Here is a 21923-nt window from a genome sequence, read left to right as displayed (position 1 = left end):
CACACCGAAGGGCTTTAATCCCCCGATCCTCGCCGCGGAGATTCTCAGCTGGAAGGGCGAGCCGAGCGCGAAGGCAACGGCGGCGGAGTGAGCGGAACCCGCGCCGGCCCGCACCTTGTATTCGCGGAAAAGATGTGTATATTGGTACAATTCGATTAGCCGTTGTGCCTTGTTGAATGGTCAGAGCGGCCCTTTTCCAAAGAACATCGTGAGTTGAATCGATGACGCGCAATCTTGCGCAACAGATGCGCATATGCGCGTTTTGGAGAAGAGAGATGCCGACAGGTACTGTGAAGTGGTTCAACGGCCAGAAGGGCTTTGGTTTCATCGAGCCCAGCGATGGCAGCAAGGATGTGTTCGTTCACATCAGCGCGGTCGAGCGTGCCGGTTTGTCCGGCCTTGCCGAGGGACAGAAGGTCTCGTTCGAAGTGAAGACCGACAAGATGCGCGGCAAGACCAGCGCCGAGAATCTCTCGCTGGTTTAGGCCCGTTGCCTGGGCATGATCCGTTTGGAAAGCCGCGACGCGGTTTTCCGGATCATGCCGTATCGTCATTCCACGGATGTACTGGGATGACGTGGCGACCCGCTCGATCCCCACGGATTGGGCGGGTTGCGGCATGTTCGCTTGTGCGTGATCTGCCGGGACACTGCGTCCCGCCGTTGCCCGGGACGGGCGCGGCGTTTGCGCCGAGAATATGCTTTTGAAAGGATGTCGATGACCGCCAGGAAGCCCAACCTGTCGCCCGCAAGCCTCGCGAGGGCCGACCGCCAGCGCCTTGCGGCCGAGGAGGGCGCGCGCGCGATGGCCGAGGTCGAGCGCGAGGCGCTCGCCGTGCGCAAGAACATGGAGCGGCTGCGCGCCTTGCGCGAGGCGCGCGACGCCGAAGCGGCGAGCGATGCGACGCCTGCCTCATCCGCGCCCCGGCCGAAGCTCACGCGCCGCGTGAAGCGGATCGTGCGTTATACCAATGGCCCTAAGGATTGACTGTTGCCCAAGTGCGGCTTGTGATTGAGGCGATGCGACCTGGATCATTTGCGAAGAAGTTCCAGGCTTCGCAGGTCTTGGCGACGATATCGTCGTAGTCGTCGAAGACGGTGATGGCGAGCTTGTTGGCGCGCAGGTACTGCCAGACGTTTTCAATCGGATTGAGCTCGGGCGCATAAGGCGGCAGCTGTAACAGAGTGATATTTTCCGGAGCTCGGACGGTGCCGGCACTGTGATAGCCGGCGCCGTCGAAGACGAGAACGGCATGTGCGTCGGGTGCAACTTTGCGGCTGATTGCCTCCAAATGCAGTGACGTCGCCTCTGCATTTGCCGTCGGCATGACAAGACCCGCGGCGACGCCCCGTTGAGGACAGGCGGCACCGAAGAGATAAGCCCAATCGTAACGTCGATCGCGCGGCGCGCGAGGCCGTGAGCCACGCTTGGCCCACACGCGTGTCAGCGTGCCCTGCTGGCCGATCCGCGCCTCGTCCTGGAACCAGATTTCGATCGGCTTGCCTTGGGCGTGAGCGGGGAGCGTTGTCGTGAGGGTCGTAGCAAAGTTTTTTTGAACGCTTCCTGAGCCGCTTCATCGGCTTGCGGATGGCGCGGCCGCACCGAGAGCCGGCGGTACCCGAGCTTGGCCAGAACCTTGCCGACCGAACGTTCGTGCAGTTTGACGCCAAACCGCCGCTCAAGCTCGTCGCGCAAATCCACCCGCCGCCAACGTACGACCCCATGCTGCTCAGGATCGGGACCGGCCTCGACCAACGCGGCCAATTCGGCCTGCTGCTCTGTCGTCAGCCGCGACCGCGGTCCCGTCGGTTTGCGCGACCGCAGTCCCGCCAAGCCTTCGGCGTTATAACGATGCACCCAGTCCCGCAGGGTCTGACGATCCATCCCGCAACTTTCGGCTGCCTTCTTGCGGTCCGCGCCCTCCAGCACAAGCGCAAGCGCCAATATCCGCCGCGCTACCGTACTATTCTTCTCTCTGCGCGCCGCCTTCCGAAGCTCGCCCGCGGTCAAATCAAGCCGCGTAATCGCTACCGCTGCCCCCATCGATATTGCTCCTGTCTACGCAGCAACATCGATTCAGAAACTCACTGATTTGGAAATCCCAAATGTGAGTCAAATCCGGGGGCCGTTGGTATTAGTCCGATTCGATTTTCAAACAGCATGGGATGTGAGTGCGCGGCCTCGCGACGCGATGCGCCCGAGCTGTGCGACCAGATCACCCTCTTCGAATATCGGAGGGCGCAGGGAAGGCCGGGCGCCGATTGCACCCGCGGGTCCCGTGCAACAAAAAAGCACGGGGGTAGGACCACAGGTTCAACCGGAAACATCCGGCCTTCCCTGCGCAATGGTTTACGGCTTACTTCGTGCTCTTCCCGGCGAGACTAGGCTTGCTTGTCACCGCCCTCCGCGCGACGCGTTCGCGTCAAGCGGATGGGGCACCTGCCACTGGGGCGCCAGAACCACACGACTTCACCGTCCGCCAACATGCGCGCTTCGTCGATCGCGCCGCCAGCGTCCATAGCTAGCGGTCGCTGCATCCGCCTCTCCGCTGGTTGCTTGGCTCACCATCTGCTAATCAGGGACCGCATATTTCGGAAATGATCCGCCGATGACGCCATGCTTTTCGCGCTGTTCTGCCGCCGCCGCGCTGCTCCTGCTCGCGACGCAGCCGGCGCTTGCCGCTGATAACACCGACGCACTGCCGAAAGGCGTCGCCGTCACCGTGCTGAAGGCAGCGAAATCCTGCTTCGACAATATCGTCGAGGTCTCGGGCGTCGTGATGGCGCGGAACGAGCAGCAGGTTCGGCCTGACCGGTTCGGGCTGAAGGTGGCGGAGGTGATGGCCGATCCCGGTGATGCCGTCACCGCGGGTCAGCAGTTGGCGCGGCTGACCGACGGCAGCAATGCAATCAAGCTCACCGCGCCGGTGGCGGGCACGATCTCGGCCTCCACGGCGATCGTCGGCGCGCCGGCGTCCGCCAAGGGCGAGGCGCTGTTCACGATCATCACCAGGAGCGAGTACGACCTGGTCGGCATGGTGCCGACCCGCGACATCACCAAGGTGAAGGCCGACCAGACGGCGCGGGTCAGCGTGCTCGGCGCCGGCGAGATCGACGGCAAGGTGCGGCTGGTCGCGCCGACGGTGGAGCCGAACAGCCAGCTCGGCCAGGTGTTCATCGCGCTTGCCACCGACCGGCGGCTGCTGGTGAATTCATCCGGCCGCGCGCGGATCAAGACCGGGCAGAGCTGTGGCGTCGCGGTGCCGCTGACCGCGATCCTCTATTCCACCGCCGGCACGGTGGTGCAGGTGGTGCGGCGCGACCGCGTCGAGACGCGGCGGGTGGAGACCGGGCTGATGTCGGCCGGACAGGTCGAGATCCGCGACGGCGTGCAGGAGGGCGAGATCGTAGTCGCCCGCGCCGGCGCGCTGCTCCGCGAGGGCGATCCGGTGCGGCCGGTGCCGGAGAATGCCGACGCGAAGTAGGGGGGTGCGATCAACCATTCACGCCGTTCAAGCAGCGACATCGTCGACAATTTGGCGCACGTCGTCTCCCGTCAGGCAGCACGGCAAGCGGCACCCCTCTCCCTAACCCTCCCCTGCAAGGGGGGAGGGAACCCGTCCGCTGGCGGCTACCTCACGCGATCTGCGGAGATAGACGTGCCGTGATTGCCAGTGCCAATACGTGGGTGAGGCGCCGCCGCGCGATGTGAGGCGAGCACGCATGTCAGGCTCCCTCCCCCCTTGCGGGGGAGGGCTTTCTCCACACGGATGCTGTTCGGAAAGCCGACACCGTCATTGCCGGGCTTGACCCGGCAATCCATCGACAAGGATCACTCTGTGAAGAAGGCCGCGCGGATCGTGCGCGCTAACGTCAGCCGCCGAGCTTGACGTCTTCCAGCAGCGACGAGGACACCTGCGGCACCTGCTCGCCTTCGCTGACGCGGGACACGGCGGCGCGGGTCTTGTTGAAGGCGGCCTCGACGCCGGCCTGGGTGTTGAGGTTGGTCAGGAGCTCCGACACCAGCACGCTGTTCGCCGTCCGGGAATCGTCGGCGACCTTGCCGGGCGCGGCCGAGGTCAGCACCAGCGTGTTCTCCGGCGGGCTGATCGGGGCGAGGCCGTGGGAATAGGCGCGGAAGCGGCGCTCATAGGGATTGCGCCTGGAGGCATCGAGCACGACGAGCTTGGTCTTGGCGCCCTGCTCGTTCATCGCATCGAGCACGGATTCGACGCTGACGCCGACGCGCTTGACGTCGGCTTCCTTCCAGATCGCGGCGTCGACCGGGATCATGTAGCTCTCGCGGCCGGCCTGCACGCCGTAGCCGCCGAAGAACAGCATCACGACGGTGCCGGGGCGGATCCTGGCCTTCATCCGCTCGACCGCGCGGACCATGTCGTCGCGGGTCGCGTCCTCGACGACGTCGACATCGAAGCCGTCGTGGCGCAGCGCGGCCGACAGCGTGCGGGCGTCGTTGATCGGCTGGGCGAGCGGCGCGGAGGCGTCCGGGTAATGGCCGTTGCCGATGATCAGCGCGAGATGGGACGCGCCGGTGGTGACGGCGCCGGTGGCCTGCTCGGTGGTAACAGCCTTGGCGGCGTCGAGCGAACGCTTGTTCAGCGCGGCATGGGCGCCGATCGCGAGCGACACCGTGCCTGCCAGCGCCACGGCGACCGCAATGGTGCGGCGGGAAATGCGAAGCTGCCTAAGGTTCATGGCGTACCTAGTCCCAATCCTTATCCCAAGGCGCTCAACATGGCCGCGCCAGTTAGTCGCGTTCGATCCGGTCAGGTTTAATGGGGTTGCTTACGTGTGTGCCGGTGAGTTCAGCTCTGTTTGCGGCATCGCAACAAACAAACCCTTAACCCGAGCGGGCGCCGGGAGCAACCCGTTTGGCGCATGGGGCCGATCGCACATGGCCATTGACGGCGTTGGCCAGACGTTATGTGACCCCAATCACATTTGAGTTTCCCATGGATTCATGTAGCCTTCCCAAAGACTTGCGGGCTTTTTGGGCGGAGCGCGGAAACATCGTCCGCCCTGACGGCGTTAACCGGTTCCTTGAGAAAGGGTTTCATGGGCTTTCACGGGATTGCGGGGGCGGTGTGCCGGGCGCTGACGGCCAAAAAGGACGGCCCGTCGCTGTACGACGTCTGCGATCCCCTGCTGCTGAAATATCGGGGCGGCGACGCCCATCTCGGACAGTTTTACCGGACCGCGCTCGGCAATCCGGCGCTGCGGTCGCTGCTCCGCCGCACCGGCCTGCCGGCGCTGAAGGATCCTGCGCGGCTTGACCGGCTGCGCGCGGCGCTGACCGCCGCCCGCGACGCCGCGGCGCCCGATTGGGCCGCGATCGGCGCCCCCGTCGCCGAGTTGATTGATGACATCGATGTGCGCCACCCGCAGCCGCCGGCCGCAGCAGTGTCGGGGCGCGCACCTGACATGGCCGAGATCGACCGGGTGATCCGCAGCTGCGGCGCGCATCTGCTGCGCTCCTTCGCGAGGAACGGCTTCATCCCGACCTATGCCGCGTTCAATCTACTCGGCGATGCCGACATCAGCGGGCGCGAGATGCTGATGGCGCTCACCGGCCTGAACGCGCGCGGTTACAAGAACTCGACGCTGCTGTTCGCTCTCGCCCGCATCTTCATCGCGCATTCGCCGGCGCGCGCGCTGATCAATCCGCCGTGGCGCGGCATCGCCGAGCCGATGTGGGAGCCGGTGCAGATCCGCCACCGCTCGGCCTATTACGACGCGTTCTTCACCGAGGCACTGCTCGGCTTCATCGAGACCGGGCTCGCGTCGCCGGACCAGACCAAAGCTGCGCGGCGCGCGATCTCCGACATGGTGGACTTCTGCCTGAAGACCAGCGCCGAGGAGGTGCCGTCGCATGACGGCTCTGTTGTGAAGGTGATCACCGCGCTGGCGCCGGGGCGGCATCCGCGCTTCTCGCGCTTCTTCGCCCAGATCAAGCAGGATCTCGGCTTCGGCATCTACGTGCCCGATTGCGACACCACGGCGTGCTCGTTCTCCGCCGCCACGCAGGCGGGAGCCGACGACCCGATCCTCGACCAGCCGCTGCTCGATTTCTACCGCGGCTACCAGGTGCGATCCGGCGCCAACGAGCCGCGCGTCACCGTGCCGCTCAACGACCACATCGATTATGAGGGCGGCGTCGTCACCTGGATCGACAATCTCAATGGCGACCGGCCCTATGGCAACGACCTCGATCCAACCTTGAACCTCGACATCCTCGAGGTCTCGTTCCGCAACCTTGCGCGCTGGAAGATCATCGAGACGCCAGAGCGGCTTCAGACCGTGCATCGCATCATCGCGTTCCAGAAACGGCTGGTCGAAAGCGGCGCGTTCAAGAACCCGCGCTCGCACATCTACTATCTGCCCGAGCTCTATTCGGCCTATTTCGGCCGCTGCTACGCCGCCTTCATCGCGCTGCCGCTCGCAGCCCAGCGCGTCATCGATCCCGGCAACGTGTTCGCGCTGATCCGCGCCCGCGTGCTCGGCTACGTCATGAACGAGCTGATCACCAATGAAATGAACCCGTTCGACGCCGCGCTGGCGCTGATGGCGCTGGCGCATCTTGGCGCGGAGGTCGCAAGCTTCACGCCGGCGCTGCATTGCATCGTGCAGACCATCGGCGAAGGCGGCCGCCGCGGCCCCTACAGGGCCTATGAGTGGAACAAGATGAAGACGCCGACGCGCATTTTGGTCGGCGGACCGGAGGTGACGTCGGCCTTCGTGCTGATGGCGCTGGCGCTGGCGCGGAAGCGAATGACGGTCCCGTAGGATGGGAGCGAAGCGATACCCATCGATGCACGGGGACAGATGATGGGTTTCGCTGCGCTCTACCCATCCTACGGACCGTCGAGGAGGCGAATGGCTCATTCGTAGGGGGATGACGTGAAGTTGAAACCGGCTGCAACACAACGCCACTGGCACCGCTGCCCAATTGCCCGCACAATCCGTGGGCAATGAGATTTGAACGCTCAAGTCCGCGCCGGGATTGCCAATGCTCAAGACGTTGCTCACCGCTGGCCTGCTGTTGTCGCTGCCGACGCTGGCGCATGCCGCCGACATCACCGGCGTGCCGAAGATCCGCGACGGCGACCAGGTGATGATCGGCAGCGTCCGCATCCGGCTCGGCGGCATCGACGCGCCGTCGACCGACCAGCTCTGCCTCAACACCAAGGGCGAGCGCTGGACCTGCGGCGTTGCCGCGCGCGACGCGCTGGTCAAGCATGCCGGCAACAAGAGCTGGACCTGCCACGCCCGCTCGGTCGATCGCCGCGGCCGCACCATCGCGCGCTGCCAGGTCGACGGCGAGGACATCCAGAAATGGCTGGTCGGCAGCGGCTGGGCGCTGGCCAACACCCACATCTCGCACGACTACGAGGCGGACCAGAAGGCGGCGCGCGAGGCCAAGGCCGGGATGTGGCAGGGCGCGTTCATCGCGCCGTGGGACTGGCGCGTGCGCAACAAGAAAACGCCGGTGCTCGGCGCCGCGAAGGTGCCGGACAGCGCCCACGCGATCCTGCTCGCGTCGGCCTCCGGCCCGGTCGCGCCCTCGCCCGACTGCACCATCAAGGGCAACGTCAACCGCTCCGGCGAGTGCATCTATCACAAACCGACCAGCCGCTGGTACGCACGGATCGAGATGAAGATCAGCAAGGGCACGCGCTGGTTCTGCTCGGTCGAGGAGGCCGAGGCCGCCGGTTGCCGCGAGACGCGGCGCTGACAGCTTGATAGATGCGAGTGCTTTCTGGCCGCATCCACAATGCGCCCCCTCTCCCGCTTGCGGGGGAGGGTTGGGGTGGGGGCTTTCTCTACGAGTCGCATTGCGGAAAGAGCCCCCACCCGCATCGCATCTGCGATGCAATGCGACCTCCCCCGCAGGCGGGAGAGGTGAGAGCGGGCCACATCTCGTGACCGACATCCCCAGCGATCCGCACGCGGCGCACAGGTGCCACCGCATCCGGCGCGTCGCGATGGCGCTGCTGTTCGTCGTGGCGACGTATCTGATCGCGGCCTATCTGGTGCTGCCGGAGCTCTGGAAGCATTACGAGCACCAGAAGGGCCTCGCTGATCTGCCGATGGTGACGCGCACTGCGCAGGGCATTCCCGGCGATCCCATGAACGTCGGCCTGATCGGCGACCTCGCCGACGTGGTCTGCGCGATGCACGAGGCGGGATGGTACCCGGCCGATCGCATCACGCTGAAGTCCTCGATCGAGATCGTAGGCAGCGTGCTGCTCGATCGCCCCTACAAGGACGCGCCGGTCAGCAACCTGTTCTATCTCGGCCGGCGCGAGGACCTCGCCTTCGAGAAGCCGGTCGGATCGAGCGCGGATCGCCGCAACCATGTGCGCTTCTGGAAGGTGCTCGCGTCAGGCGAGGAGAAGCGCCCGGTGTGGCTCGGCGCCGCGACACTCGACCGCAGCGTCGGCGTCAGCCACTACACCGGCGCGGTGACCCATCACATCGCGCCCGACCTCGACGCCGAGCGCGCGCTGCTCGCCACCGATCTGGAATCCGCCGGTCTCGTCACCGCCAAATATCAGGTCACCGGGATCGGTCCGACGCTCGCCGGCCGCAACGGCGGCGGCGATCTCTATTACACCGACGGCGAAATCTGGGTGCTGCGCCTGGTCGAGGCCTGCAAGAAGCATCACGGCACGGTCGAACAGATCCCGAGCCCGGCCGCGACCGCATTCAAGGACCAGGTCTGGCACGCCGTCGTCGACGCGATCGGCAAATAGGCGGCCGTGTCCCGCACTTTTCGAAGCTCTGGATTGCTTCGCCATGCTCGCAATCGCGGGCCTGATCGCATATCTTCCTCACCTGATCCCTCACACGCTTGATTTGCGCGTTTTACCCAAGGAACAAGAAGATGACCGTTCGCGCGGGCCGGGAATTTCTGGCCATCCCCGGGCCCACCACGATGCCTGATCAGGTGCTGCAGGCAATGCATCGCCCGGCCCTCGACATCTACTCCACCGAGATGGTCGAACTGACCGAAGGCCTGCTGCGCGATCTCTCGAAGCTGTTCGCCACCAAGGGCAAATCCTACATCTACATCTCCAACGGCCACGGCGCCTGGGAGGCGACGCTCTCGAACGTGCTGTCGCGCGGCGACAAGGTGCTGGTGCTGGAGAGCGGCCGCTTCGCGATCGGCTGGGGCATGGCGGCGGCCGCGATGGGCGCCGAGGTCGAGGTGCTGAAGGGCGACTGGCGCCGTGCCATCCGCCCCGCCGAGGTCGAGGCGCGGCTGCGGCGCGACAAGGAGCATACCATCAAGGCGATCCTCGCGGTGCAGGTCGACACCGCCTCCGGCGCCTACAACGACATCGAGGCGATCGGCAAGGCGATCAAAGCCGCAGGCCATCCCGCCCTCTTCATGGTCGACACCGTAGCCTCGCTCGGCTGCACGCCGTTCGAGATGGACAAATGGGGCATCGACGTCGCGATGAGCGGCTCGCAAAAGGGGCTGATGACCCCGCCCGGTCTCGGCTTCGTCGCCGCCAACGACCGCGCGTGGGAGGTGCACAAAAAGGCCGATCTGCGCACGCCCTATTGGGACTGGACCGAGCGCGAAGGCAGCGAGCACTACCGCAAATATGCCGGCACCGCGCCGGTGCACCTGCTGTTCGCGCTGCGCGAGGCGATCAACATGCTGCACGCCGAAGGGCTGGACAATGCTTTCGAGCGGCACCGGCTGCTCGGTGAGGCGGTACGTCGCGCGGTCGCGGTCTGGGCCGAGGGACAGGTGCTCGGCTTCAACATCACCGAGCCCGCCGAGCGTTCCAACACGGTGACGACCGTGACCGTGAAGGGCGCCGATCCCGCCGCGATCCAGCGCTACGCCAAGGAGAAATGCGGCGTGGTGCTCGGCACCGGCATCGGCGACCTGCAGGGACAGGCCTTCCGCATCGCGCATATGGGCCACGTCAACGCACCGATGGTCCTGGGCACACTCGGCGTCGTCGAGGTCGCGCTCAACGCCCTGAGGATTCCGCACGGCAAGGGCGGAACCGACGCCGCCGTGCAGTGGCTCGGCGAGAACGTGAAGGCGTAGGCTGGTCGTGCGTCCGACGTCGCGGACGCACATGCTTGACTCGTCATTCCCGAGGAGGCCGCGAAGCGGCCGTCTCGAAGGATCGACGGCAACTCTCGGCTCCGCGAATCCGCACACGCCGGAACATCCGGGCCGTACACCTTCGAGGCTCGCCCAGCGGCGCTAGCGCGCCGCAAGCCCGCACCTCCAGCGACAAGGGCTTTGCGCGGAGATGACGGAACGGAGACGTGCCAAGACTTTTTGAGAGGGCACGAACACTTTTCGTCGTCATCATTTTCCGCTTTACTGCCGGCAACAGCCGGGCACTGATCCCTGCGAAATAACGAGAATGGAGGGATCGCTTGGCGTCGGTGGAATTGCGCAGCCTGGTCAAGCGATTCGGATCGTTTGTCGCGGTCGACGATGTCTCCCTCACGATCGATCACGGCCAACTGGTCTGCCTGCTCGGGCCATCCGGCTGCGGCAAGACCACGACGCTGCGGCTGATCGCGGGCTTCCTCGAGCCGTCCGACGGCGAAATCCGAGTGGGTGACCGCGTGGTCTCCTCGAAGGCGCGCACGCTGCCGCCCGAGCAGCGCAACATGTCGATGATCTTCCAGAGCTACGCGCTGTGGCCGCACATGACGGTCGCCGAGAACATCGTCTATGGTTTGCGGCTGCGCAAGGTCGATCGCGACACCATCGCCAAGAGGCTCGCCGCGATCCTGGCGACGACCAAGCTCGAACCGCTGGCGCAGCGCTATCCCGGCGAACTCTCCGGCGGCCAGCAGCAGCGCGTCGCGCTGGCACGCGCGCTGATCGTCGGCCCCGAGACGCTGCTGCTCGACGAGCCGCTGTCCAATCTCGATGCCAATTTGCGCGAGGAGATGCGCTTCGAGATCCGCAGGCTGCACGACGAATATCGCTACACCACGGTCTACGTCACCCATGACCAGTCGGAGGCGATGACCACCGCCGACCTGATCGCGGTGATGAATGCCGGCAAGATCGACCAGCTCGGCACGCCCCAAGATATCTATGCGCACCCCGAGTCCGAGTTCGTCGCACGCTTCATCGGCGCGGCCAATGTGATCAAGGGCACCGCGCGCGACGAGAGCCATGTCGCGTTTGCCGGCGCGACGCTGCAGGTGGTCGGCACGAAGCTCGTGGCCGGCCAGACCGCGCCGGTCGCGATCCGCCAGCATGAGATCCAGCTGTCGACGCAGGCGCCCGCCTCGCCGCAGAACACGCTGAAGGCCACGGTGACGCGGCAGGTCTATCTCGGCATGAACCGCGATTACATGGTGGAGACAGAGGACGGCACGTCGATGCGGGTCACCACGCCGACCGAGACTGCGGTCGACAAGGGCAGCGAGGTCTGGCTGACGCTGCCGCCCGAGCGCTGCCGGGCGCTCAGCCGATAACAAGAGACGGAGGGACACGATGCGGAAGCAAATTTCCAGACGCGATGTCCCTAATTCATTGCCGTCGGCCATCACGGCGCGTTCGCCGACCGGCTGGCCGGCTTCCTTTGTACCTGCGCATGCACCGAGTGCTGCCCGGTGAAGTCGACGAAGAACTGCTGGGTCTCGCGGGTGCCTCGCCCCGCTTGCGGGGAGAGGCCGCCGCGCATCGCAAGATGTGCGGCGGGTGAGGGGGAGTCTCCGCGCATTCGGTGTCCGCGGGGGCAGCCCCTCACCCCAACCCTCTCCCCGCGAAGAGCGGGGCGAGGGAGCTCAGCTCAGCAGGCGGGGACGCCATGACCACCTCCTCCCCCGTCCCCAAGCCTCGCACCGACTGGACGCGTCCCGTCCTCTGGCTGTTCGCGGCCGTGCTGATGCTTCTGATCCTGCTGCCGCTGTCATGGCTTGTGGCGTTCGCCTTCACCGACAAGGACCGGCACCTCACGCTGCAGAACTTTGCGACCCTTTTCAGCAACCCCGACTTCCTCGATCCGCTGCTGACGACCGCGATCATCGCGGTCACGTCAGCGCTGATCTGCTGCATCGTCGCGGCACCGATCAGCTGGCTGGTATCGCGCACCGACATGCCGGGCCGGCAGATCATCCGCGCGCTGGTGACGGCGTCCTTCGTGACGCCGCCGTTCCTCGGCGCGATCGCCTGGGAATTGCTGGCGGCGCCGAACTCGGGACTGCTGAACCAGCTCTACCGGCTGTTCGCGGGCGAGGATGCGGACGCGCTTTTCAACATCTATTCGCTGACCGGGATCATCTTCGTTATCTCCTGCTACACCTTCCCGTTCGTGTTTGTGCTGGTGGCGAATGCGCTCGACACCATGCCGGGCGAGCTGGAGGACGCCTCCGCGATCCTCGGCGGCAACGCCTGGACCACGGCGCGGCGGGTCACGATCCCGCTCGCCCTGCCCGCGCTGGTCGCGGGCGCGCTGATCGCGTTCCTGCAGGCGATGACCCTGTTCGGCTCGCCCGCGATCCTGGCGCTGCCGGCCGGCTTCCACACCATGACGACCAAGATCTGGAGCCTGTTCCAATATCCGCCGAAACTGGAGCTCGCCGCCGCCGCGGCCGTGCCGCTGTTGCTGCTCACCATCCTCCTGCTGCAGGGGCAGAAATTCCTGCTCGGCCGACGCAGCTATTCGGTGATCGGCGACAAATATAGCGCGCCGCGCCGGGTGGAGCTACGCGGCTGGCGCTATGTTGCACTCGGCTTCTGCCTCGTGATGCTGCTCAACCCGGTGTTCCTGCCCTATCTGGCGCTGCTCAACGCCGCACTCTCGCCGAACGCCACCACGCTGGTGACACCGTCGACGTTAACCCTGCACAACGTCGTCTTTGTGTTCACCGAGCTGTCCTCGACCCAGCTCGCGCTGAAGAACACCGTAATCCTCGGCACCGCGACCGCGACCATCGGCACCATCCTCGCGCTCGTGATTGCCTATATCACGACGCGGCGGGTGATCGCGGGCTACCGCCTGCTCGCGTTCCTCGCCACCGCGCCGGTCGCAGTGCCCGGCATCGTGCTCGGTGTCGGCCTGTTCCTGAGCTACACGCGCCCGCCCTTCGTGCTCTACGGCACACTGTGGATCCTGCTGCTCGCGTTCCTCACCATCAATTTGCCATCGGCCTATCAGCAATTGCAGGCCGCGTTCGCGACCATCCACCCTGAGCTCGAGGAAGCCAGCCGCATCCTCGGCGCGACCCGGCTGCAGGCGCTGCGCCAGATCACCGCGCCGCTGTTGCGCACCGGCGTGATCGCGACCTGGTGCTTCATCTTCATCGGCGTGATGCGGGAACTGTCGGCAGCGATCGTGCTGTTCACCTCGCAGACCAAGGTGCTGTCGGTCCTGATCTACGATCTCAACGAAGGCGGCGACCTCGCCGCGATCGCGGTGCTCGGCATCGCGATGCTGGTGATCACTTTCGCCGTGGTGCTGGCGGTGAACCAGATCCCGATCTCCGGCAGCAACGCCGCTGCGAGGCTGAGGAACGGGCAGTTCTAACCGCTGTCATTGCGAGCGAAGCAAAGCAATCCATCGTCCCCCTCGGGGATAGAATGGATTGCTTCGTCGCTTCGCTCCTCGCAATGACGACGGAAACCGGGCGCTCGCCCATCTGGCAATCGCCGCATTCATCCCGATATAAGGCGGAACCCCTGCACAATGAGGATCGTGTGACCGAAGCCGCTATCAAGACACCCCTGCAACCGCCGCCCGTCGCGCCGCGCCGGCCGCATACCTTCACCACCCACGGCATCACGGTGACGGACGACTATGCGTGGATCAAGGATCCGAAATGGCAGGAGGTGCTGCGCGATCCCTCGATCCTCGATCCCGATATCCGCAAATATCTGGAGGAAGAGAACGGCTATACCGAGACCCTGCTGGGCCATACCGACGGCTTGCAGAAGCGGCTCGTCAAGGAGATGCGCGGGCGGATCAAGGAAGACGATTCCAGCGTGCCGTCGCCGGACGGCCCGTTCGCCTACTTCCGCAAGTTCCGCGAAGGCGGCCAGCACGAACTGTTCTGTCGCACGCCGCGCGACGGCGGCGACACCCATGTCGTGCTCGACGGCGACGCGCTGGCGAAGGACCACAAATATTTCAAGTTCGGCGGCAGCCGGCATTCCGACGATCACCGGCTGCACGCCTGGAGCGCCGACACCAAGGGCTCCGAGTATTTCTCGATCCGCGTGCGCGACTGGGCGACCGGCGGCGATCTCGACGATTGCGTCGAGGAGACCGACGGCGGCGTGGTCTGGGCCAAGGATTCGAAGAGCTTCTTCTACGTCAAGCTCGACGACAATCACCGCCCCATGCAGGTGTGGCGACACCAGCTCGGCACCAGGCAGGCGGACGATATCCTGGTCTATGAGGAGCAGGATCCCGGCTGGTTCACCCATCTGCACGAAAGTTCGAGCGGCCGGTTCTGCGTGATCGCCGGCGGCGACCACGAGACCTCGGAGCAGCGGCTGATCGACCTTTCCAATCCGGACGCACCACCGCGCCTCGTCGCTGCGCGCGAGGAAGGCGTGCAATATTCGATCGCCGACCGCGGCGACGAGCTCTACATCCTCACCAATGCCGACGACGCCATCGACTTCAAGGTGGTGACCGCGCCGCTCTCTGCACCCGAGCGCGCCAACTGGCGCGACCTGATCCCGTATCGCGAAGGCGTCTACGTGCTCGACGTCGAGCTCTATGCCGGCCACATGGTGCGGCTGGAACGCGCCAACGCGCTGCCGGCGATCGTCATTCGCGATCTTAGCAACGGCGAAGAGCACGCGATCGCCTTCGACGAAGCCGCTTATTCGCTCGACACCATGGGCAGCTATGAGTTCGAGACCACGAACCTGCGCTTCTCCTATTCGTCGATGACAACGCCTTCGGAAGTCTATGACTATGACATGGCGAAGCGGACCCGGGTGCTGCGCAAGCGTCAGGAGATCCCGTCCGGCCACAACCCGGCTGACTACGTCACCACTCGCATCATGGCGACCTCGCATGACGGCGCGCAGGTTCCAGTCTCGATCCTGCATCGCAAGGACTTTGTCCGTGACGGCAAGGCGCCTTTGCTGCTCTATGGCTATGGCTCGTACGGCATGGCGATGCCGGCGTCGTTTGCCGCCAACCGGCTGTCGCTGGTCGACCGCGGCTTCGTCTACGCCATCGCGCATATCCGCGGCGGCGCCGACAAGGGCTGGGGCTGGTATCTCGAAGGCAAGCGCGAGAAGAAGCCCAACACATTCGACGATTTCGCCGCCGCCGGGCGCGCGCTGATCGATGCAAAGTACACTGGCGAGAAGCGCATCGTCGGCCATGGCGGCTCGGCCGGTGGCATGCTGATGGGCGCGGTTGCCAACCGCGCCGACGAACTGTTCGCCGGCATCGTTGCCGAAGTGCCGTTCGTCGACGTGCTCAACACCATGCTCGACGATACGTTGCCGCTGACGCCGCCGGAATGGCCGGAGTGGGGCAACCCGATCGAGAGCGAGAAGGATTTTCGCACCATCATGTCCTATTCGCCCTACGACAATGTCTCCGCGAAGCATTATCCCGCAATCCTCGCGATGGGCGGGCTGACCGATCCGCGCGTCACCTACTGGGAGCCGGCGAAGTGGATTGCGCGGCTGCGCGCCGCCATGACAGGCGGCGGCCCGGTGCTGCTGCGGACCAACATGGGCGCCGGTCACGGCGGCGCCTCCGGCCGCTTCGACCGGCTCGACGAAGTCGCGATCGTGTATGCGTTCGCGCTGTGGGCGGTCGGGATGGCTGAGAGGGCAGAAGTGTAAAAGACACCCCCGCACGCGGGGGTAAGAAACGGACTACCGTCCCTTTGCCTTCCGCCACACCGCAAAATCCTTCAGCGTCTGCTCGTCGGTCGCGGGATAGAGCCCAAAAATGCTGCGGCCCTTGTGGACTTCCTCGGTCACGAAATCCTCGAATGCGGTCATCTCGAAGGTCTCATCGGCGATCTCGTCGGCGAGATGCGCGGGGATCACGATGACGCCGTCGCTGTCGCCGAGGATCACGTCGCCGGGAAACACCGGCGCGTCGCCGCAACCGATCGGCACGTTGATCTCGATCGCCTGGTGCAGCGTGAGATTGGTCGGCGCGCTCGGCCGATGGTGAAAGGCGGGGAAGCCGAGCCTGGCGATCTCGGCGGCGTCGCGGAAGCCGCCATCGGTAACGACGCCGGCACAGCCGCGCTTCATCAGCCGCGTCACCAGGATCGCACCGGCGGACGCGGCGCGCGCGTCCTTGCGGCTGTCCATCACCAGCACACTGCCGGCCGGACAATCCTCGATCGCCTTGCGCTGCGGATGCGAGCGATCGCGGAACACATCGATCTTGTTGAGGTCCTCGCGCGCCGGCATGTAGCGCAAGGTGAAGGCTTCGCCGACCATGGTCGGCTGATTGGGGCTCAAGGGGTGGACATCCTGGATGGCCTGGATGCGGAAGCCGCGCTTGAACAGCGCGGTCGCCACCGTAGCGGTGGAGACGGACTTCAGCTTGTTGCAGGTGGTGTCGCTGAGTTTTGACATATTGTTCATCCCAGTTGTCATTCCGGGATGGTCCGAAGGACCAGACCCGGAATCTCGAGGTCCGGGTTCGATGCTTCGCATCGCCCGGAACGACGGAGTCAATAAATCGAAGGCTCGCCCACCGGCTTGCCAAAACCGGTTTCGAGGAAATCGAAGTCGCAGCCCTCATTGGCCTGCTTGATGTGCCTGGAGAACATCCAGCCATAGCCGCGCTCGAAGCGCCGTTCGGGCTGCTTCCATTCCGCGCGGCGCTTCGCCAGCTCCGCCTCCGGCACATCGAGATTGATGGTGCGCGCGGCGACGTCGAGCGTGATGAGGTCGCCGTTCCTCACCAACGCCAGCGGGCCGCCGATATAGGATTCCGGCGAAACATGCAGGATGCAGGCGCCGTAGCTGGTGCCGCTCATCCGCGCGTCCGACAGCCGCACCATGTCGCGCACGCCCTGCTTCACGAGCTTGGTCGGGATCGGCAGCATGCCCCATTCCGGCATGCCCGGCCCGCCCTGCGGACCGGCATTGCGCAGGATCATCACATGATCCGCCGTGACATCGAGATCAGGATCGTCGACCGCCTTCTTCATCGACGGATAATCGTCGAACACCAGCGCCGGCCCGGTGTGCTTGAGGAAACGCGGATCGCAGGCACTCGGCTTGATCACGCAGCCATCGGGCGCAAGATTGCCCTTCAGGACCGCAAGCGCGCCCTCCTTGTAGATCGGGTTGGCGACGGTGCGGATGACGTCGTCGTTGTAGACCTCGGCGTGCGCGATGTTCTCGCCGAGGGTCTTGCCCGACACCGTCATGCAGTCGAGATGCAGGTGCTCCTTGATCCGGCTCATCAAGCCGGGCAGCCCACCGGCATAGAAGAAATCCTCCATCAGATAGCGGTCACCGCTCGGCCGCACATTGGCGATGACGGGCACCTTGCGACTCGCCGTCTCGAAATCGTCGAGGGAGATGTCCTGCCCGGCGCGGCGCGCCTGCGCGATCAGATGGATGATAGCGTTGGTCGAGCAGCCCATCGCCATCGCGACCGCGATCGCGTTCTCGAATGCGCTTCGCGTCTGGATCGTCTGCGGGGTGAGATCCTCCCACACCATCTCGACGATGCGGCGGCCCGCCTCCGAGCTCATGCGGATGTGGTTAGCGTCGGCTGCGGGGATCGACGACGCGCCCGGCAGCGTCATGCCGATCGCTTCCGCGATCGCGGTCATGGTCGAGGCCGTGCCCATGGTCATGCAGGTGCCGTAGCTGCGGGCGATGCCGGCCTCCATGTCGACCCAATCCCTGTCGGAAATCTTGCCGGCGCGGCGCTCGTCCCAGTATTTCCAGGCATCCGACCCTGAGCCCAACGTCTTGCCCTTCCAGTTGCCGCGCAGCATCGGGCCGGCCGGCAGATAGATCGCGGGCAGGTTCATGCTGGTGGCCCCGAGCAGCAGCGCCGGCGTGGTCTTGTCGCAGCCGCCCATCAGCACGACGCCATCGACGGGGTGGCCGCGCAGCAGCTCCTCGGCATCCATCGCCAGCATGTTGCGGTAGAGCATCGTGGTCGGCTTCAGGAGCGATTCCGACAGCGACAGCGCCGGCAGCTCCAGCGGAAACCCGCCGGCCATCAGCACGCCGCGCTTGACGTCGTCGACCCGGCTCTTGAAGTGCATGTGGCAGGGCTGCGCGTCCGACCAGGTGTTGATGATCGCGATCACCGGCCGGTCTCGCCACTCCTCCGGCGCGTAGCCCATCTGCATCGCGCGGGAGCGATGGCCGAAGGCGCGCAAATCGTCGGGCGCGAACCAGCGGGCGCTGCGCAGTTGGCCGGGGGTCTTGTTCTTTTGCGTCATGTTCGGGGCCCCATATCTGTCGAGGTCGCCTGCATAGGCTAGTGTTTCAGTTACCGGAAAGGGCTTATAAATCGGTCGCGGTGCATATACTCGAATTTGGCTGGGGTGTCCTAGCCCGTCGATCAGGAGGCGGACTTCACTGAACATGACGGTCAAGCGGATCCTTCCCCTGCAGGAACGGTTCGCGGCAGGCGAGAGCACACATCCGGGCGCGGGGAACGGCAGTGCAACCGGCCGCGGATTCGCATGAGTATCGGGTGGCCCATCATCTCGCGCGCCCGGACAAGCGGAAAGCTGCGACCGCACCGATGACGCTGACCAGCAGACTCGCCATCGCAATGATCGCGCTCGTCGCGATCGCGGTTTCCGCGGTCGGATGGCTGAGCTATCGCAGCCTCGAGCAGGCCCTGATCCCGCGGGTCCTCGACCGGATCGAGGCGCAATCGCGCTTCGCCGCGGCTGCCCTCGAGGCGTACGTCCAGAGCGCGCCCGCCGACATCACGACGTTCCATAACCTCGCCGCCATCGACGGCTTGATGCGCGCGCGGCTCAATGGCGGGATCGATCCTGTCGACGGCACCACGGAGGCGGTGTGGCGCGAGCGCCTGGAAGGCCGGCTCGCCGTGCAGATGGCGCTGAAGCCCGCCTATTCACTCCGCTTCATCGGAGTTGCGGACGGTCATCGCGAACTCGTCCGCGTCGACCGCTCCGGTCCGAACGGTACCGCCCGCATCGTGCCGCAGGCGGAGTTGAAGCAGGTCGGCGACGCCGACTATTTCCGCGACACGATCAATCTGGGAGCCGACGGCATCTACGTTTCTCCAATCCGCCTCAACGAGGAAGCTGGCGTCATCGACACGCCGCCGGCGCCGATCATGATGGTCGCCAAGCCGGTCGCGGCGCCTGACGGCAAGCCGTTCGGGATCGTCATCGTCAATATCGACATGCGGCCGGTGCTCGAGCGCGTTCGCGCCTCGGTGCGGCCCGGCGAACAGGCCTATGTGGTCGACGCGAGCGGCAATTATCTCGTGAACCCCGACCGCAGCCGCGAATTCGGCGCCCAGCTTGGCCGGCCGGCGAGTTGGCAGCGCGACATGCCCGCGCTGTCAGCCGCGAGCGGAACCACGCAAAGCACCTCGACCATGAGCAGCGATCCCGCCGGACAATGGATCGGGATCGCGCTCGCGCCGGCCACGCTGGCCCGACATCAATGGATCGCGGTGATCGAAGCCGTTCCCAATACGGTGTTCATGGCGCCAGCGATGGCGATCCGCAACAGTTCGATCCAGGTCGGCCTGCTGGCGGTGCTCGGCGCGGGCGTCCTGGCCTGGCTGATCGCGCGATCGCTGACCCGGCCGATCACGCGACTGACCGCCGCCGTCGAGCGCGTCGGCGAAAAGGGCACCGCGGCGATTCCGGTCGACGCCGGCGGCGAGACCGGCGTGCTGGCGCGCGCTTTCGTCCGCGTGATGGACGAGGCCAACGCCAAGACGGTGGCGCTCGAGCGCGAGGTCGCCGAGCATCGCCGCACCGAGGCGGCGCGCGACCACCATGCCGAGCGCGAGTACCTGTTCGCATCGGCTGTCGAATCCTCGAACGACGCCATCATCACGATGTCGCTCGAGGGGATCATCACCGGCTGGAACCCGGCTGCCGAGCGGCTCTATGGCTACAGCGCCGACGAGGCGGTCGGCCGACATATCTCCCTGATCGTGCCCCCGGACCGGCGCACCGAGATCGACGATATCATTCGCGGGATCCGCCGCGGTGAACGGATCGAGGAAAGCGAGACCGTGCGCCTGCGCAAGGACGGCAGCACGGTCGACGTGTCACTCTCGACCGCGCCGATCAAGGCGCTGTCGGGAGCCATTATCGGCATCGTCAAGTCGGCGTACGACATGACCGAGAGCCGCAAGTCCGAGGAAAGCCTGCGCGAGAGCGCGCAGCTCGCGAGGGGCATCATCGACGGCTCGCTCGACGCCTTCGTGCAGATCAACCAGTTCGGCATCATCCGCGACTGGAATACCCAGGCGGAGACGATCTTCGGCTGGACCCGCGAGGAGGCGATCGGCCGCAACGTCTTCGACCTGATGGGCCGGCCGGACGGCCCGCTCAGGACGGCGCTCGCCGGATTCCTGAGCTCCGGCGGCGAACAGGTGCGCCAACCCCGCCGCGAGGCGCAGATCCGGCGCCGTGACGGCAGCGAATTCACCGCCGAGCTGAGCATCTCGGCACTGAAGACCCGCGATGGATTCGTGTTCAACGGCTTCATCCGCGATCTCACCGAAAAGATCGCCGCCGAGGATCGGATCCGGCAGTCGGAGAAGATGGAAGCGGTCGGCCAGCTCACCGGCGGCATCGCGCACGACTTCAACAATATCCTCACCGTCGTCACCGGGACGATCGAGATCCTGGCCGACGCCGTAAAGGACCAGCCGCAGCTCGCGGCGATCACCCGGATGATCGACGAGGCCGCGTCGCGCGGCGCCGATCTCACCCAGCAACTGCTGGCGTTCGCCCGCAAGCAGCCGCTCGAGCCGCGCGAGATCGACGTCAACGCACTGATCATCGACACCACCAAGCTGCTGCGCCGGACGCTGGGCGAGCAGGTCGAGATCCAGTCGGCCTTCGAGGACGAGACGTGCCTGGCGGTCGTCGATCCCAATCGGCTCGCCAACGCCCTGCTCAACCTCGCGCTCAACGCCCGCGATGCCATGCCGCAGGGCGGCCGGCTCACGATCGAGACGGCATCCGTCGTGCTCGACGAGAGCTATGCCGGCTCGCATGGCGACGTGCGGCCCGGTCCCTATGCCATGATCGCAGTGAGCGATACGGGGACGGGAATTGCCGCCGACATGCTCGACAAGGTGTTCGATCCCTTCTTCACCTCGAAGGGCCCCGGCAAGGGCACCGGGCTCGGCCTCAGCATGGTCTACGGCTTCGTCAAGCAGTCCGCCGGGCACATCAAGATCTACAGCGAGCACGGATACGGAACGACGATCCGGATGTATCTTCCGGCGGCTTCCGGTACAGGGGTCGCGGCCGAGGAGGCGGCGGCGCTGGAATTCGAGGGCGGCCACGAGACGATCCTGGTGGTCGAGGACGACAAGCTGGTCCGCGACTACGTGCTCGCACAAGTGCACGGTCTCGGCTACGTCACGCTGGAGGCCGCGAATGCCAATGAAGCACTCGCGATCGTCGAGGCCGGCAAGCCGTTCGATCTGCTGTTCACCGACGTGATCATGCCCGGGCTCAACGGCCGCCAGCTTGCCGAACGGATCTTCAGGATGAAGCCCGACCTCAAGGTCCTCTACACCTCGGGTTACACCGAGAATGCGATCATCCATCACGGGCGCTTGGACGAAGGCGTGCTGCTGCTACCCAAGCCCTATCGCAAGTCGGAACTCGCGGCGATGATCCGCAAGGCGCTCGCCGATTAGAGCGTGATCCGGAAAAGTGTAAAGCGGTTCTCCCTCGCGACAAATGCGGAACGCGCTTG

The 21923-nt window shown here is 65.5% G+C and carries 15 protein-coding genes; 11 read left to right on the top strand and 4 right to left on the bottom strand.

Going from position 1 to position 21923, the window contains the following annotated elements; genetic code table 11:
- Nucleotides 1-275: 275 nt before the first annotated feature.
- Both MTX23_RS02430 and MTX23_RS02425 read left to right on the top strand, forming a co-directional pair.
- Entirely contained in the window at nucleotides 276-485 is a 210-nt protein-coding gene (locus tag MTX23_RS02430) for a cold-shock protein (RefSeq protein WP_280975056.1), read from the top strand.
- 231 nt (nucleotides 486-716) lie between these two features.
- The gene (locus MTX23_RS02425) at nucleotides 717-986 is read left to right on the top strand and encodes a hypothetical protein (RefSeq protein ID WP_280975055.1); all 270 of its coding nucleotides are present in this window, start codon (nucleotides 717-719) and stop codon (nucleotides 984-986) included.
- Here the strand turns inward: MTX23_RS02425 and MTX23_RS02420 are convergent.
- A protein-coding gene (locus MTX23_RS02420) for an IS630 family transposase (RefSeq protein ID WP_280971795.1) occupies nucleotides 976-2042 on the bottom strand; the annotation gives its coding sequence in 2 pieces (ribosomal slippage) (nucleotides 976-1556 and nucleotides 1556-2042; 1068 coding nt in all). The two genes, MTX23_RS02425 and MTX23_RS02420, sit on opposite strands and share 11 nt — an antisense overlap.
- A 565-nt stretch (nucleotides 2043-2607) precedes the next feature.
- Between MTX23_RS02420 and MTX23_RS02415 the strand changes: the two genes are divergently transcribed.
- Nucleotides 2608-3483, top strand: coding sequence for an HlyD family efflux transporter periplasmic adaptor subunit (locus MTX23_RS02415; RefSeq protein ID WP_280975054.1), 876 nt, complete (start codon nucleotides 2608-2610; stop codon nucleotides 3481-3483).
- A gap of 388 nt (nucleotides 3484-3871) precedes the next feature.
- Here the strand turns inward: MTX23_RS02415 and MTX23_RS02410 are convergent, their stop codons facing one another.
- Nucleotides 3872-4714 (bottom strand): caspase family protein, encoded by an 843-nt coding sequence (locus MTX23_RS02410; protein WP_280975053.1) that lies wholly within the window; start codon nucleotides 4712-4714, stop codon nucleotides 3872-3874.
- A 360-nt stretch (nucleotides 4715-5074) separates the two neighbouring features.
- On the opposite strand from MTX23_RS02410, the gene MTX23_RS02405 reads away from it, so the two are divergent.
- The 7 genes from MTX23_RS02405 to MTX23_RS02375 all read left to right on the top strand — a co-directional run bounded on the left by MTX23_RS02405 (nucleotide 5075) and on the right by MTX23_RS02375 (nucleotide 15833).
- On the top strand, nucleotides 5075-6802 hold the full coding sequence (locus MTX23_RS02405) for a hypothetical protein (protein ID WP_280975052.1): 1728 nt from the start codon (nucleotides 5075-5077) through the stop codon (nucleotides 6800-6802).
- 223 nt (nucleotides 6803-7025) lie between these two features.
- Nucleotides 7026-7751, top strand: coding sequence for a thermonuclease family protein (locus tag MTX23_RS02400; protein WP_280975051.1), 726 nt, complete (start codon nucleotides 7026-7028; stop codon nucleotides 7749-7751).
- Between the two features lie 250 nt (nucleotides 7752-8001).
- A complete protein-coding gene (locus tag MTX23_RS02395) occupies nucleotides 8002-8772 on the top strand; it encodes an LssY C-terminal domain-containing protein (protein WP_280978342.1) in 771 nt (256 codons plus the stop codon).
- 131 nt (nucleotides 8773-8903) lie between these two features.
- Nucleotides 8904-10088, top strand: a complete 1185-nt coding sequence (locus tag MTX23_RS02390; RefSeq protein WP_280975050.1) for an aminotransferase class V-fold PLP-dependent enzyme — start codon at nucleotides 8904-8906, stop codon at nucleotides 10086-10088.
- Nucleotides 10089-10438: 350 nt separating this feature from the next.
- The gene (locus MTX23_RS02385) at nucleotides 10439-11491 is read left to right on the top strand and encodes an ABC transporter ATP-binding protein (RefSeq protein WP_280978341.1); all 1053 of its coding nucleotides are present in this window, start codon (nucleotides 10439-10441) and stop codon (nucleotides 11489-11491) included.
- A gap of 335 nt (nucleotides 11492-11826) precedes the next feature.
- Nucleotides 11827-13545, top strand: a complete 1719-nt coding sequence (locus tag MTX23_RS02380) for an iron ABC transporter permease (RefSeq protein ID WP_280975049.1) — start codon at nucleotides 11827-11829, stop codon at nucleotides 13543-13545.
- A 170-nt stretch (nucleotides 13546-13715) separates the two neighbouring features.
- Entirely contained in the window at nucleotides 13716-15833 is a 2118-nt protein-coding gene (locus MTX23_RS02375; protein WP_280975048.1) for a S9 family peptidase, read from the top strand.
- A gap of 33 nt (nucleotides 15834-15866) precedes the next feature.
- On the opposite strand, the gene MTX23_RS02370 is transcribed toward MTX23_RS02375, so the two are convergent.
- Both MTX23_RS02370 and araD read right to left on the bottom strand, forming a co-directional pair.
- A complete protein-coding gene (locus tag MTX23_RS02370; protein ID WP_280975047.1) occupies nucleotides 15867-16586 on the bottom strand; it encodes a ribonuclease activity regulator RraA in 720 nt (239 codons plus the stop codon).
- A 98-nt stretch (nucleotides 16587-16684) separates the two neighbouring features.
- Nucleotides 16685-18424, bottom strand: a complete 1740-nt coding sequence (gene araD, locus MTX23_RS02365; protein ID WP_280975046.1) for an L-arabinonate dehydratase — start codon at nucleotides 18422-18424, stop codon at nucleotides 16685-16687.
- A 308-nt stretch (nucleotides 18425-18732) separates the two neighbouring features.
- On the opposite strand from araD, the gene MTX23_RS02360 reads away from it, so the two are divergent.
- Nucleotides 18733-21864 (top strand): PAS domain S-box protein, encoded by a 3132-nt coding sequence (locus MTX23_RS02360; protein ID WP_280978340.1) that lies wholly within the window; start codon nucleotides 18733-18735, stop codon nucleotides 21862-21864.
- Nucleotides 21865-21923: the final 59 nt, after the last annotated feature.

This window comes from Bradyrhizobium sp. ISRA436 (assembly GCF_029910015.1).
Taxonomy (GTDB): Bacteria; Pseudomonadota; Alphaproteobacteria; order Rhizobiales; family Xanthobacteraceae; genus Bradyrhizobium.
This window is presented reverse-complemented; position numbering and strand designations above follow the sequence as displayed.